General features: G+C 40.0%; 10 protein-coding genes and 2 pseudogenes. 9 read left to right on the top strand and 3 right to left on the bottom strand.

Annotated features, from left to right (window positions below; genetic code table 11):
* Nucleotides 1-7: 7 nt before the first annotated feature.
* The 4 genes and pseudogenes from AC0L6R_RS13095 to AC0L6R_RS13080 all read left to right on the top strand — a co-directional run bounded on the left by AC0L6R_RS13095 (nt 8) and on the right by AC0L6R_RS13080 (nt 3,743).
* Entirely contained in the window at nt 8-901 is an 894-nt protein-coding gene (locus AC0L6R_RS13095; RefSeq protein WP_473271591.1) for an outer membrane beta-barrel family protein, read from the top strand.
* Nucleotides 902-1,145: 244 nt separating this feature from the next.
* Nucleotides 1,146-1,421, top strand: coding sequence for a carboxypeptidase-like regulatory domain-containing protein (locus tag AC0L6R_RS13090; protein ID WP_473271589.1), 276 nt, complete (start codon nt 1,146-1,148; stop codon nt 1,419-1,421).
* A gap of 151 nt (nt 1,422-1,572) precedes the next feature.
* Nucleotides 1,573-2,530 (top strand): annotated as a pseudogene (locus AC0L6R_RS13085) (DPP IV N-terminal domain-containing protein).
* Between the two features lie 64 nt (nt 2,531-2,594).
* Nucleotides 2,595-3,743 (top strand): alpha/beta hydrolase family protein, encoded by a 1,149-nt coding sequence (locus AC0L6R_RS13080; RefSeq protein WP_473271588.1) that lies wholly within the window; start codon nt 2,595-2,597, stop codon nt 3,741-3,743.
* A gap of 74 nt (nt 3,744-3,817) precedes the next feature.
* Here the strand turns inward: AC0L6R_RS13080 and AC0L6R_RS13075 are convergent, their stop codons facing one another.
* From AC0L6R_RS13075 to AC0L6R_RS13065, 3 genes and pseudogenes are all read right to left on the bottom strand, one after another.
* A complete protein-coding gene (locus AC0L6R_RS13075) occupies nt 3,818-4,000 on the bottom strand; it encodes a CPXCG motif-containing cysteine-rich protein (RefSeq protein ID WP_283414691.1) in 183 nt (60 codons plus the stop codon).
* Nucleotides 4,001-4,074: 74 nt separating this feature from the next.
* A pseudogene (gene clpB / locus AC0L6R_RS13070) lies at nt 4,075-6,698 on the bottom strand (ATP-dependent chaperone ClpB).
* Nucleotides 6,699-7,128: 430 nt separating this feature from the next.
* Nucleotides 7,129-8,385 (bottom strand): dipeptidase, encoded by a 1,257-nt coding sequence (locus AC0L6R_RS13065; protein ID WP_473271587.1) that lies wholly within the window; start codon nt 8,383-8,385, stop codon nt 7,129-7,131.
* A gap of 170 nt (nt 8,386-8,555) precedes the next feature.
* Between AC0L6R_RS13065 and AC0L6R_RS13060 the strand changes: the two genes are divergently transcribed.
* The 5 genes from AC0L6R_RS13060 (at nt 8,556) to AC0L6R_RS13040 (ending at nt 13,889) form a co-directional block, all read left to right on the top strand.
* Nucleotides 8,556-10,283, top strand: coding sequence for an alpha/beta hydrolase-fold protein (locus AC0L6R_RS13060; protein ID WP_473271586.1), 1,728 nt, complete (start codon nt 8,556-8,558; stop codon nt 10,281-10,283).
* 1 nt (nt 10,284) lies between these two features.
* Nucleotides 10,285-11,169: an SMP-30/gluconolactonase/LRE family protein gene (locus AC0L6R_RS13055; RefSeq protein WP_473271585.1), complete on the top strand. Its 885-nt coding sequence runs from the start codon at nt 10,285-10,287 to the stop codon at nt 11,167-11,169.
* 320 nt (nt 11,170-11,489) lie between these two features.
* The gene (locus AC0L6R_RS13050; protein WP_283414696.1) at nt 11,490-12,491 is read left to right on the top strand and encodes an acyl-ACP desaturase; all 1,002 of its coding nucleotides are present in this window, start codon (nt 11,490-11,492) and stop codon (nt 12,489-12,491) included.
* 92 nt (nt 12,492-12,583) lie between these two features.
* Nucleotides 12,584-13,108, top strand: a complete 525-nt coding sequence (locus AC0L6R_RS13045; RefSeq protein WP_473271584.1) for a M20/M25/M40 family metallo-hydrolase — start codon at nt 12,584-12,586, stop codon at nt 13,106-13,108.
* Nucleotides 13,092-13,889 (top strand): hydantoinase/carbamoylase family amidase, encoded by a 798-nt coding sequence (locus AC0L6R_RS13040; RefSeq protein ID WP_473271583.1) that lies wholly within the window; start codon nt 13,092-13,094, stop codon nt 13,887-13,889. Before AC0L6R_RS13045 ends, AC0L6R_RS13040 begins: the two co-directional genes overlap by 17 nt.
* The last annotated feature ends 26 nt before the right edge of the window (nt 13,890-13,915 follow it).

Here is a 13,915-nt window from a genome sequence, read left to right as displayed (position 1 = left end):
AAACATCATGGCCGCTTACGGAATCATTGGCAATAAAACGAATAACTGGAGCTATCAGGCAGGTTTGCGAGTGGAAAATACAGATGTCAAAACTATTCTCGAAGAGACAAATGAAGAGAATCCACGAAAGTACACGAATCTTTTTCCGAGTGCTCACTTGACTTACAACATCACGCAAGAAAATGCTTTTCAACTCAGCTATAGCAGAAGAGTGCAAAGGCCAGTTTATAATGATTTGAGTCCTTATGTAACGTTCTCAGATGCTAGAAATTTCAGTAGTGGAAATCCAGATTTGAACCCAGAATACACCAATGCATTCGAACTTGGACATATTAAATATTTCGACAAAGGGACTCTTTTTTCGACTGTTTATTACAGAAGTACTGATGAAAAAATAGAACGGTTGAGAACTGTAAATAATGATGGGAGTTCGGTGACAAAACCCTACAATTTAAATGGAGAAAAATCATTTGGATTAGAACTTAGTGGAGATTATCGGCCAAAAGAGTGGTGGAAAATTGACGTAAATGTGAATTTCTTTCATGCAAAAATTGATGGAAGTAACATCCAAGCGGACTACACAGCTAAAACTTACTCTTGGCTATTCCGACAAACTTCCCGGTTCACTTTAAAAAATGGCTTGGATATACAGTTCCGCGCTAATTATGAAGCAAAGCAAAAAACAGCACAGGGTATCAGAAAAGGGATATTTTTCATGGACTTGTCTGCAAGTAAGGATATAATTAAAGATCGCGGCACCTTAACCTTAAATGCTACAGATATCCTGAATTCCCGAATAAACAGAAACATCACAGAAGGGGATAATTTCTATACTGAAGCAAGCTCTCAACGTCAAATGAGACAAATTAACTTAACAATGAATTATCGTTTGAAGCAGTAAGTGCTGTCAAAATCCTTTATAATAAAGATGCTCACCGAGGAAAACCTGATTTCGCCAGGATTGTAAAGATGTAAATATTTACTATTCAATAACTTGATTTACACCAATAATCTTAGTTAATTCATTCAAACAATTCATACTTCTTGATCCTTGAACCATGCTAACATCTAATTTCCTTCGCATTTACTTTTTTCTAGGAGTTATCTTGTGCATTTCCTTAAGCCAAGAATCCATTGCTCAAAAAATGGAAAGACCTGCAAGTACACCTATTGTCAGAGGTCAAATCGTTGATAAGAAAAATTCTCCAATAATCGGTGCAACGATTTTAGTGGATAGCACTACCAAAGGAGTGGTTTCGGACGAAAATGGATTCTTTGAGTTAGATCTTAGCCAATTCAAAAACAAAAGTATCACGTTGAATATTGGGTATATTGGGAAGGAATCAAATTCGATAGATGTGAAAATCAAAGAACTCCCGAAGTCCTTAGGACAGATCAAATTGAAAGACGGGGTTTTATAGTTTTTATTATTAGCTGAAGTCAGAAATCCCCATTCTTAACAAAAGCTCAAAACAGGTCTGATTGACCTGTTTTTCTTTTGAATTGACCTCTACTGAAAAGTATTGGGATATTCCCTTATTTTTGAATACTTCAGTTTAAACCAAATAGTTCATGCGTTTTCCTACCCTATTTCTTTGCATAGTATTTCTTTTCTCTCTAGTCAGTACTTCCACATTTGCCCAGCAAAAAGACCTACTCACCTTAGAGCGGATCTATGCCTCAAGTGAATTTCAGCAGGAGAGACTTCAACCGATTCAGTGGATCGAAAATGGAGCCGCTTATGTGACTGTGGAGAAAGGAAATGAATTGGCAAGATGGGATAGCAAGAGTTTAGAAAAAAGTGTCTTTGTTCCTGGCTCAGCACTGCAAAGCAGTGGTAAACCAATTAATATAGAATCTTTCAGCCTTTCTGATGATGGATCGAAAGTCTTGGTATTCACTAATTCCAGCAGGGTTTGGAGATCCAATACCAAAGGAGACTATTTTGTATATGATTTAGTAAGCAAAGAATTGAAGCAATTGGGAAGTGAGTTTGAGCCCTCATCTCTGATGTTTGCAAAGTTTTCCTCAGACAATTCAAAGGTTGCCTACGTACAGAAATTCAATTTGTATTTAGAAGATTTCGTGACAGGAAAAGTCACTCAGTTGACAGTTGATGGCACAGATAAAATCATCAATGGAACATTCGATTGGGCGTATGAAGAAGAGTTTGGTAAAAGAGACGGTTTTCAATGGAGTCCTGATGATAAGTTCATTTCATACTGGCAGATTGACGCATCGAAAATCGGCACTTTTTACATGATCAATAATACCAACTCGGCTCAATTCCGTAAAGCCTATCCCACTTCAATATCCAAAAGTGGGACAAGAGCCTGCTGGTGCCAAAATCGGATTGGTAGACATGGTGACGAAGCAAACTAAATGGATTCCAGTTCCGGGAGGAGAAAAAGAAAATTACCTGCCCGGGATGCAATGGATCAACGCCGATTTGCTCCTCATCCAGCAGATGAATCGAAAGCAAAACTCATACCGACCATTTGGACTTTCAAACCATCCACTTCTGAGCTGAAAGGAAATTTATACTGAATCTGAAGAAACTTGGGTTGACTTGGCCTATCCGGATCTTTCTAAAAATGGCTGGAGCGGACAATAGTTTACCAATTGTAGATGGTGGAAAAGCTTTTCTCCGAATGACAGAAAAGGATGCATGGAGGCACATATATAAGGTAAATATCAGCAATGGACAGAAAACCCTAATTACCCCTGGAGCTTTTGATGTAGCCTCTTTTGGGGGAGTTACAGATAAGGAAGTCTATTTTATTGCATCGCCAAACAACCCTGTTCAGCGCTACCTTTATGCGATTGATTTGGCAGGAAAAGGTAAACTTAGAAAAGTTACTCCAGAGTCCTTTTCAGGTGTAAACACTTATAATATTGCTCCTAATGGAATGGTAGCGGTGCATAGTCACCAAAGCACTAACGATCCTTTGAGTGTAAGATTGGTATCTCTACCTAAGCATGATATCGTAAAAAATCTGGTAGAAAACACTGCCTACAAACAGAAACTGGCTTCTCTCAAAACTCCAGAAATCAAATTCACTACCGTGACTACTTCAGAAGGTGTGACGCTAGACGCAAGGGTTATTTATCCAATTGATTTTGATGAGACAAAGAAATACCCTGTGCTATTCCATGTCTATGGTGAACCTTGGAGCACAGTGGCGACGGATACGCAAGTCGGACTTTATAATATTATGCTTGCGCAAAAAGGTTACTTCATCATCGACATGGACGATCGGGGCACGCCGACTCTCAAAGGAAGTGCATGGAGAAAAAGTATCTACCGAAAAATCGGCGTGATCAATGCCCAAGATCAAGGTTTGGCAGCAAAGGAATTACTGAAGCTTCCTTCTCTTGATGAAACAAGAGTAGCTGTTTGGGGATGGAGCGGCGGTGGATCTATGACGCTTAATCAAATGTTTAAATTCCCCGAAATTTATCAGACAGGAATGTCCGTGGCAGCGGTTTCCAATCAGCTCATCTATGACAATATCTATCAAGAGCGCTATATGGGATTGCCTCAGGAAAACATGGAGGACTTCGTAAATGGATCTCCTATCACCTATGCCAAAAACCTCGAAGGAAATCTTTTAATCGTGCATGGTACCGGCGATGACAACGTGCATTATCAAGGAGCCGAAATGCTTATGGAACGAGCTGATCAAGCACAACAAGCAATTCCAAATGATGCCCTATCCAAACCGTTCTCATGGGATTTATGAAGGGGAAGGCACATCACTGCATTTATACACTTTGTTGACAAATTATTTGTTAGGACACACGCCAGTTAATTAAGTTATTGATCAATAGATTTTGCCTCAAAAGAAATAATTCCTCCTTCCTCTACTGCAAATTGAATTTCAATCGGGTTGCAGCAAATCTCACAGTCTTCTATATATTTTTGGTCAGGGACCGAAGGATCAATCAGCATAGAGATTTCACCTACACAATAGGGACATTGGAAGAAGTGTTCAAGCATCCTTTAATTTAACTAAAATAAAAACCCTCGAAGCTACATACTCCGAGGGTTTAACTATAACGACGTAACCTAAATTACACTTCTACTTCTGCATCTACATTCTTAAAGTAGACTTGCTTATCTGCATCAAGATCAACCAATACAGCCTGAATTCATTCTTGATATAGCCGGATAACGATTCGCTTGGAAAGCTCATTTAAGATCAATCTGCTGCATAGTTCTCTTTAGCGGTCTGGCTCCGAAGTTGGCATCAAATCCCATTTCTCCAAGGTAATCCAAGACCTCCTTGGTCGCTTCGATTTCGATTCCTGATTCAGATAATCTATGCTGAATCTCTCTCCATTGTATATCTACGATTTTGCGAATGATCCCCTTATTCAATGGTTCAAACATTATCGTCTCATCAATTCGGTTAAGAAACTCAGGCCTTACGGACTTCTTCGAACAAATCAAACACCTCAGCTTTGGTCTTTTCCAAAACATCTTCCTTGTTCCATTCCTCCATCTCAGCAAATCGCTCTTGGATCAAATGAGAACCGATATTTGTAGTCAAGATGATAATCGTGTTTTTAAAATTCGCCACACGACCTTTGTTATCTGTCAACCGTCCGTCATCCAACACCTGTAGGAGAATGTTAAACACATCAGGATGTGCTTTTTCAATTTCATCCAGCAAAATCACAGAATATGGTTTTCTACGCACCGCCTCAGTCAACTGACCACCTTCATCATAACCCACATAGCCCGGAGGCGCTCCCACCAATCGGCTTACTGCATGCCTTTCCTGATATTCGGACATGTCGATCCGAACCATGGAATTCTCATCATTGAACAGGTATTCGGCCAAAGCTTTTGCAAGTTCAGTCTTTCCGACACCTGTAGTACCCATAAAGATGAAGCTACCAATCGGCCGTTTTGGATCCTGCAGGCCAGCACGGCTTCGGCGAACTGCATCAGATAATGCTGTGATTGCCTCTTTCTGACCAGCGACTCTTTTTCCAAGCTCTTCCTCCAGATGAAGCAATTTCTCCCGCTCAGATTGAATCATTTTATTCATTGGTATGCCAGTCCATTTAGAAACAACCGCGGCAATATCCTCTTGATCAACTTCCTCTTTGAGCAAAGGCGAACCGGCCTGCATTTCTTTTAATTGGCTTTTGAATGACTCCAATTTCTGCTCTGCCTCCCCGATCTTCCCATATCTGATTTCAGCGACTTTACCAAAATCTCCTGATCGTTCAGCCTGCTCAGCTTCAATTTTATAATTGTCAATTCGCTCCTTTTCTCTTTGGATTCCAGTAATAACAGCTTTTTCACTTTCCCACTTCGCTTTAACATTGTCACGCTTTTCAGCGAGTTCAGCTAGTTCTTTGCTCAAAACTGTCTCTTTATCTTTGTTCTTTTCCCTACGGATAGCTTCTCGCTCGATCTCCAGCTGCATGATTCTACGATTTAACTCATCCAATTCCTGAGGCAATGAATCAATTTCCATTCTCAATTTAGCGCCAGCTTCATCCATCAAGTCAATTGCCTTATCCGGCAAGAAACGATCTGAAATGTATCGCTGAGAAAGCTCAACTGCGGCTATCACAGCGTCATCCTTGATACGTACTCCGTGGTGTAATTCATATTTATCCTTGATTCCTCGAAGGATGGAAATCGCATCGGCAGCATCAGGTTCGTCTACAATTACAGCCTGAAATCTTCTCTCCAGCGCCTTATCTTTTTCGATGTATTTCTGATACTCTTTTAGCGTAGTAGCACCGATTGCATGAAGTTCTCCACGAGCCAAAGCGGGTTTAAGTAAGTTTGCAGCGTCCATAGCTCCTTCTCCACCACCGCCTGCACCAATGAGCGTATGAATCTCATCGATAAAGAGAATAATCTCCCCTTCGGCATCGGTTACTTCTTTTATGACAGCCTTCAATCTCTCCTCAAACTCTCCTTTGTATTTGGCGCCTGCTACCAGCAAACCCATATCCAAAGAAATCAATGTCTTTGATTTTAGGTTTTCAGGCACATCTCCAGATACAATTCTTTGTGCCAGGCCTTCTACAATAGCTGTCTTACCTACTCCCGGCTCGCCGAGTAGAATTGGGTTGTTTTTAGTTCTTCTTGCTAAAATCTGAAGTACTCTTCTGATTTCTTCATCTCGGCCAATCACAGGGTCAATTTTCCCCTTCTTAGCCATTTCATTCAGGTTCTTGGAGTATTTCTCTAGCGCCTGATATTTACTTTCTGCATTTGGATCGGTCACTTTATTTCCTTTTCTAAGTTCTTTAATAGCTTCAATCAATGCTTTTTCTGAAATACCCTGATCCTTCAATAATTGGGAAGTCCCATCTCCTGAGGCCAAAATAGCCAGCAATAAATGCTCTATTGCGACATATTCATCTCCAAAAGTCTTCAGATATTCCTTCGCTTTTGTAAGCACCTGATTAGAATAATTAGATAAATGAGGCTGTTGACCACCACTTACTTTCGGTAGTCGCGCCAATTGCTCATCCAGTCTTTGAGAAATAAACTGCTTATTGGTCCCAAGTTTCTTAAACAAGAACTCAGTGACATTCTCATCTTCTGAGATAATTCCTTTCAGCAAATGTGCTGGCTCAATGTTGGGCTGACCAGCCGCGGTAGCGAGCTCAAGAGCTTTCTGTATCGCCTCCTGAGATTTTATAGTGAATTGTTTAAAGTCCATAGGTATAGTTGGTTATTAGCAATAGTGGTATCTACAATTAGAAATTTGAGAAGAGTGCCTTAACTTTTCGCCCTTCTCTTATCCCATATTATCAAAACTACTTCCAATTACGTTTTTCGGTCATAATGGCTGGAAAAATTGAGTTTTATACCCTAAAACGGAAATTTTGACAGAATTTTATTTGAAATATGATGGTTTTGGGACATTATGAATATTCAAAACAAGTTTAGTTTACTCATTTTAATACAATCACTATGCGTGATCTAATAATGAAGAGCTGGATTTAGAGCTATCAATAAAGTCACCACATCTATTTATTAAATGATAGAAGAACATCTAAAGTATAGTTTAGGGCACATTTGATTTTAAAAAGTAAAACCCTGCTTCATTTACATGAAACAGGGTTGCATTAAAAATATCTTTCAAATATTTATCCCTTTTGAGAAGCTGCATAATCGTCTACAGCCTGCCATACTCTAAACACATTTTTATAACAGATTTTCTCAATTTCCTCCCTAGAATATCCCCTTTTCAAGAGTTCCGCTATCAAATTTGGATACATGGAAACATCTTTCAATCCTGTAGGAAGGGAATCCCCTACCCCATCAAAATCAGACCCTAAACCTACGTAGTCAATGCCTACCAAGTCTTTTACATAATCTATGTGATCAGCAACTCGTTGCACTGTCGGGAATGGATTATTAGCAGCTGTGTATTCAGAAATATAAGCCTGAGCAGCAGAGTCTCTTCTTGAAAGATTATTTTCTGCCAGATAGTTAACAAGGTGCTCGCGTACGGCCGAACTACCCGCAGCGTAAGCAGAATCAATAAAAGTCCCGCCGAAATTAATCATCATCACTCCTCCATTTTTAGCCATAGCCTGAATAAGCTCATCATTCATATTTCTTTCGAAGCCTGGAGTAAACTTTCTAACTGAAGAGTGAGAGGCAATTACGGGCACCTTTGTGATAGCTAATGCATCCTTAAAGGTATCATCAGATACATGAGAAAGATCGACCATAATTCCCACTCGATTCATCTCAGCTACTACCTGCTCTCCATATTCGCTCAATCCATTATACAGACGAACTGTATCATAACTACTATCACCAATTAGGTTCGCTTTTCCGTGAGTTAGTGTGATGTAGCGAATACCTCTTCCGTGAAAATATTCAACATTAGAAATATCATCTTCTAGTGCAGATCCATTTTCCATACCCATCGGAAGAGAGACTTTGCCAGAAGCAAAATTAGCCTCAACATCGGCTGGGCTATATGCCATAGCAAATTGATCTGGGAAAGTCTCTGCCAATCGCTCAGTCATTAGAATAAGTGAATCAGCCAAAGCTTTAGAGGAACCTGGGGTCTGCTGGAGCCCTGCGGGAATGTAGATAGACATGAAAGGCGCATCCAGACCACCTTCTTTTGCTCTTGGAAAATCAAAATTGCCATCCGGTGTACGAACTGATACATCCAAAATCTCACGCTGTAGTGTGAATCCACCTACTTTCATCCGGTAGGGTAAATCTACATGGCCATCTACCATGATAGTCTCATGCGCAATTTGGGTGGCGACTTCAAGGCGTTCCTCATCAGATAAAGTTGTGTAATCGACTGCTACTTCTTCTTTTGGGGCACATGAAAATACCATAGTGGCCATTATGGCAAGATTTAAATACTTTCTCATAAGTTGGTGGGTTGATTTATAGCGTAAGATAAGGTGTTTTTCTATTTGATATCCAATTAATCCATCAATGGCATTCTGAACCAAATAATCGCCAATTTTAAACCATAAAAAACCCAATCACCCCGAGAATTAATGGGAAATATGTAAATTCCAATACAAAACCACCCATCATGAAACAATTCATCTATTACGCCTTGATGCTTTTTGCTAGTTGGGCCTGCACATCTTTAAACGAATCTCAAATCGAAATCGAAATTGATGAATCCGTGCAAGCCGACCTAAAAGATGGTAGAGTACTTTTAATTTTTTCTACAGATAGCACCTCAGAACCTAGATTTGGCATCAGTGACAATGTAAATACAAATCAAGTTTTCGGAATGGACTTTGAAAATTATGAAGCTTCAAAACATATCCTTTTCGACAATGAAAGTTTTGGATACCCAGTAGAAAACCTCAAAGATCTGGAAGAAGGTTCCTATTACATTCAAGCTTTTATTCAAAAGCACGACACCTTCAAAAGAGCTGACGGGCATACTGTAAAACTTCCAATGGATCAAGGAGAAGGAAGGCAATGGGCGCGGGCTCCTAAAAACATATACAGCACTCCAGTAAAAGTGGAATGGAAAAAAGGCCAAAAGCTAAGCTTGACGATTGATAATAGTATCCCAGAAGTCACCCAGCCCGAAGACACAAAATACATCAAGCACATTAAATTTAAATCAGAAAAACTTTCAGAATTCTGGGGAAGAGACATGTTCCTTGGAGCAAACGTTCTACTTCCAGAAGGTTATGATGAAAACTCAAATGAGTATTATCCTTTGATGATTTTCCATGGACATTTTCCTTCGGATTTTTCAGGATTTAGAACAATCCCACCCGACCCCAACCTTTCTGAAGATGATTACAGTGCACGATTTGGAATCTATGGCTATGAAAAAATTCAGCAGCAAGAAGCCTATGATTTTTATCAAAAATGGATTTCGCCAGACTTCCAGCGCTTCATTATTATTGAGATCCAACACGCAAACCCCTATTATGACGATAGCTATGCAGTCAACTCTGCCAATCTAGGACCATACGGCGATGCTATTACCTATGAATTGATTCCCCATATTGAGGAAAAATTCCGAGGTATAGGCGAAGGCTGGTCACGTTTCCTTTATGGGGGATCCACTGGAGGATGGGAAGCTTTAGCTGTACAGGTTTTTTATCCTGATGAATATAATGGCTGTTTTGCAGCATGCCCAGACCCAATTGACTTTAGGGCTTATACTTCTATTAATCTCTATGAAGATCAGAATGCTTACTATCAGGAAGGAGAATTCCGAAAGACTCTTCGTCCAAGTCATAGGGATTATTTAGGCCATATTTCAGCTACTGTGCAGGATATGAACCATAAAGAACTGGCTATCGGGGGCACCAAAAGTAGATCTGGAGACCAATTCGATATTTGGCAAGCTGTTTATTCTCCAGCTGGAGAAGATGGCTATCCAAAACCCATTTGGGACAAATATTCCGGAGAAATCGACCCGCAAGTAGCTTCTTATTGGAAGGAAAATTACGACCTTCGTTATATTATGGAGCGGGACTGGGACACTTTAGGTCCAAAACTTGAAGGAAAAGTAAACATATTCTGTGGAGATATGGATAATTATTACCTGAATAATGCTGTTTACTTGACTGAAGAATTTTTGGAACAAACTCAAAACCCATATTATGCCGGCACCGTCGCATACGGCGATCGTGCCGAACATTGCTGGAATGGAGATCCTACATTACCCAATTATATTTCAAGACTTAGGTACAACACCCTCTATCTTGAAGAAATAGGTGAACGCCTAAAAGATACAGCTCCTGCAAATTTCAATCAATACAACTGGACCTTAACTAAAAACTAATATGAAATCTACAACATTTAAACTTGGTCTTCTTGGACTTTCAAGCGCAGTCCTAATCGCGAGTTGCTCTTCCCCTAAAACAGAAGAAACAACCGAAGAAGTCGTGGTAGAAGAGGTAAAAACCCCCACATTAACCAAAATCTGGGAAACTGATTCTACCTTAACTACTAACGAATCTGTTTTATATGATGCTACTACAGGTAAAATTTATGTTTCCAATATCGAAGGTCAACCTACAGATAAAGATGGTAAAGGATCTATTGCCATCATTGATAAACAAGGAAATATAGTCGCTCAGGAGTGGGTCACTGGTCTAAATGCTCCAAAAGGAATGGGTATTGCAAATGGAAACTTGTATGTAACTGACATTGATCAATTGGTCGAAATCAATTTGGAAACAGGAAAAATCTCCAATAAATACCCAATAGAAGGGGGACAGTTTCTTAATGATTTGGCCACATACGATGGCAAAGTTTACTTTACAGACATGAATACTGGTAAAGTACATATGCTTGATGGCGGTACAATTTCTACCGTAACTGAAGGCCATGAGTCTATCAATGGTATTGCTGTCGGAGAAGATGGAGCCATCTATGGGTTAGATAAATCTGGCCTAGTGTCGCTCAATTCAGATGGAACAGCAAATATCATGAATAGCACAGTAACTGGAGGTGATGGGCTTGTTATTTTGGGAGATGGAAATTATGTGGCTTCTCGCTGGGCGGGAGAAATTTACTTTGTAAGTGCAGAAGGTGAGACTTTGCTTTTAGATACGAAAGACGCGTCCTCTAATACAGCAGATATTGGGTTTATACCGGAAGACAACATCATTTTAGTCCCAACATTTTTCAAAAACAAAGTTGTAGCCTATAAGTTGGACTATTAATCCATCTTTTCGCATTAGAGTTAAAAGCCTCCCCTTGGAGGCTTTTTTAAGTTAGGTGAACGAGAAGGTGAAAATTTTCCTTATATTAATAAACATGCATTCAAGAGAATCTCACCCTTTTTGGAGTGCAGAAAAGCAAAACATGCCATATTTTATGAATTTTATCATGTTTTGAATAGTTAAATATCTGTAAGCTGGCTACTTACAGAAAGACAAATCATTGATAGGTACTTTCTATCTGTAATTTGTCCATTTGTGAGTAAATTTGTCCTAATTCAAATCCGTACCGAATCAATTATAATTCGGGCTTAAATTTATCCATGATGAAATCAGGAGAAATAGATTACGAACTAGAAAAGAATATAGAGGTCATATCCCAATTGGATGGTCTCGTTAGTGAAGCGGTGGATAATATTCTGGTTGACCCAGACAAGTGTTGGCAACCTTCAGATTTTCTACCTGACTTTAGCGATCCCGACATACATGATCAGGTGAAATTACTTCAGCAAAGATCTGAGGGAATACCAGATACAGTTTTGACCTCACTCGTAGGTAATATGATTACAGAGGAAGCCCTTCCAAGTTATCAGACCTATTTCAATTTACTTGAAGGCATTAATCCAGAACGTTCACTTCTGTCGCCATCCGGATGGGTGAGATGGAGTAAGTCTTGGACGGCCGAAGAAAACCGCCACGGCGACCTGCTTAATAAATACCTTTACATGACAGGAAGGGTGGATATGAAAGCCGTAGAGCAAACAATCCACAGGCTTCTTATGAATGGTTTTGATGCCAATACTGGCGGAGATCCTTATCAGGCAATAGTATACACATCCTTTCAGGAAAGAGCTACCAAGGTTTCTCACGTAAATACTGGCAAACTTGCTGATATCGCGGGAGATCCAGTCCTAGGCAGAATTTGTAAGCAAATTGCGGGTGATGAAGCAAGACATGAAAAAGCTTACAAGAGCTTTATGTCAGCCATTTTTGAAATAGATCCAAATGGAGCAATTATCGCTTTCGAAAAACTAATGAGAAAGCAGATTGTCATGCCTGCCGTATTAATGGGCGAAGGTGGCTCAAACCCTTCTCTATTCACCCAATTCTCAGCTATTACACAGAAAGTCGGGATATATACTGGATGGGATTATGCTAGAATAATTGACCATTTGGTTCAACTCTGGAAAATCGAAAGTCTCACAGGCCTTAACGATGTGGCATCAAAAGCTCAAGATTACCTTGTAAAGCTATCTGATAGATACATGAGGTTAGCAGACAGGATGAAAGCTCCTGAGGAAGTAAAATTAGCATGGCTTAAATAATCAAAAAATTCTCCTAAAAAATCCTTTCCATACTGGAAGGGATTTTTTGTTTGCATCTACTATAATTATCTTATCGTACTAGATTCTACCTTATGAAACATATTTTTATTAAACTCTTTTCCATTTGCCTTCATACATTTTTTTTTGGCGCAGACGTCTACTCTCAGACTATTCAAGTAAACCAAGAACGACTTACAGGCCTAATCCATGAACTTTCTACTTATGGGAAAAATGATGCTGGCGGATCTGATCGAGTTGCCTACAGCACCCATGAGATCGCAGCTCGCAAGTTTTTATTGGGAAAATTAGAAAAGCTTGGCCTTGAAGTATCGATTGATTTTGCAGGCAACGTTATCGCAAAAAAGACTGGAAGTAATCCTAAATTAAAGCCCATAGCTTTCGGATCTCATATAGATGAAGTCCCAAACGGTGGAGATTACGATGGACCAGTGGGATCCATGGGAGCTATTGAAGTAATGCAAACATTAATCGAAAACAACGTCACTACACTGCATCCTTTAGAGCTCATTCTTTTCACCAATGAAGAAGGCGGAGTAGTTGGCAGTCGCGCTATTGCTGGACAACTTTCTGCAGGCAGCCTTGACAACAAAAAGTAGTAGTGGACTGACTCAATCCGAAGGAATCAGAGCAGTAGGAGGAAATCCAGATCGGATAATGGAAGTAAAGAGAGAAAAGGGCGATATAGCTGCTTTCCTAGAGCTTCACATCGAGCAAGGTGGAAACCTTGAAAAAAACCAAAAGCAGATTGGAGTAGTTGAAGGAATTGTCGCCATAGAATGGTGGCAATTCACTTTTAAAGGGACGGCAAACCACGCTGGAACCACTCCAATGAACATGAGAAAAGACCCTATGCTTCCTGCTGCTAAATTTATTTTGGCAGTGAATGAAACAGTCAATTCATACGCTGGAGCTCAGGTGGGAACCGTAGGGAAAATAGAAGCTTTCCCAGGTGCTGGAAATGTAATCCCAGGTGAAGTAACTCTGAATTTGGAGTTGCGAGACCTTTCTTCTGAAAAAATCTGGAAAATTTATTCAGAACTTGAGATCAAAGCGAGGACATTTGCTGAAGAAAGCGGTACAAAGCTCAACGTAGTTCACCAAGAAGTGGCTAGCGAGCCAGCAATTGCCAATCCCGTTATTCAAAAAGCAATTGAAAGTTCTGCCTCCACACTTGGTCTGAGCACGATGTATTTACCAAGTGGTGCCGGCCACGATGGGCAGGAAATGGCCAGAATTGGTCCTATTGGGATGATTTTTATCCCAAGTAAAAATGGAATCAGCCATTCCCCGCAGGAATATTCATCTCCAGAGGACATTGCAAATGGAGCGAATGTCTTACTTCAGACCATTCTTAGAATTGACAAAGAATTAGACTAATATCGCACCCAGTTAGCAGCCTAAAA

Source organism: Algoriphagus sp. 10J20-15, from assembly GCF_055809615.1.
The sequence above is the reverse complement of the archived record's forward strand: the minus strand, read 5'-3'. Positions and strand labels throughout refer to the sequence as shown.

Excerpts from the sequence above, each read along its gene's own strand:
- AC0L6R_RS13095 (WP_473271591.1), top strand. The coding sequence starts at position 8 with ATGGCCGCTTACGGAATCATTGGCAATAAAACGAATAACTGGAGCTAT.
- AC0L6R_RS13090 (WP_473271589.1), top strand. The coding sequence starts at position 1,146 with ATGGAAAGACCTGCAAGTACACCTATTGTCAGAGGTCAAATCGTTGAT.
- AC0L6R_RS13080 (WP_473271588.1), top strand. The coding sequence starts at position 2,595 with ATGGCTGGAGCGGACAATAGTTTACCAATTGTAGATGGTGGAAAAGCT.
- AC0L6R_RS13075 (WP_283414691.1), bottom strand. The coding sequence starts at position 4,000 with ATGCTTGAACACTTCTTCCAATGTCCCTATTGTGTAGGTGAAATCTCT.
- AC0L6R_RS13065 (WP_473271587.1), bottom strand. The coding sequence starts at position 8,385 with ATGAGAAAGTATTTAAATCTTGCCATAATGGCCACTATGGTATTTTCA.
- AC0L6R_RS13060 (WP_473271586.1), top strand. The coding sequence starts at position 8,556 with ATGAAACAATTCATCTATTACGCCTTGATGCTTTTTGCTAGTTGGGCC.
- AC0L6R_RS13055 (WP_473271585.1), top strand. The coding sequence starts at position 10,285 with ATGAAATCTACAACATTTAAACTTGGTCTTCTTGGACTTTCAAGCGCA.
- AC0L6R_RS13050 (WP_283414696.1), top strand. The coding sequence starts at position 11,490 with ATGATGAAATCAGGAGAAATAGATTACGAACTAGAAAAGAATATAGAG.
- AC0L6R_RS13045 (WP_473271584.1), top strand. The coding sequence starts at position 12,584 with ATGAAACATATTTTTATTAAACTCTTTTCCATTTGCCTTCATACATTT.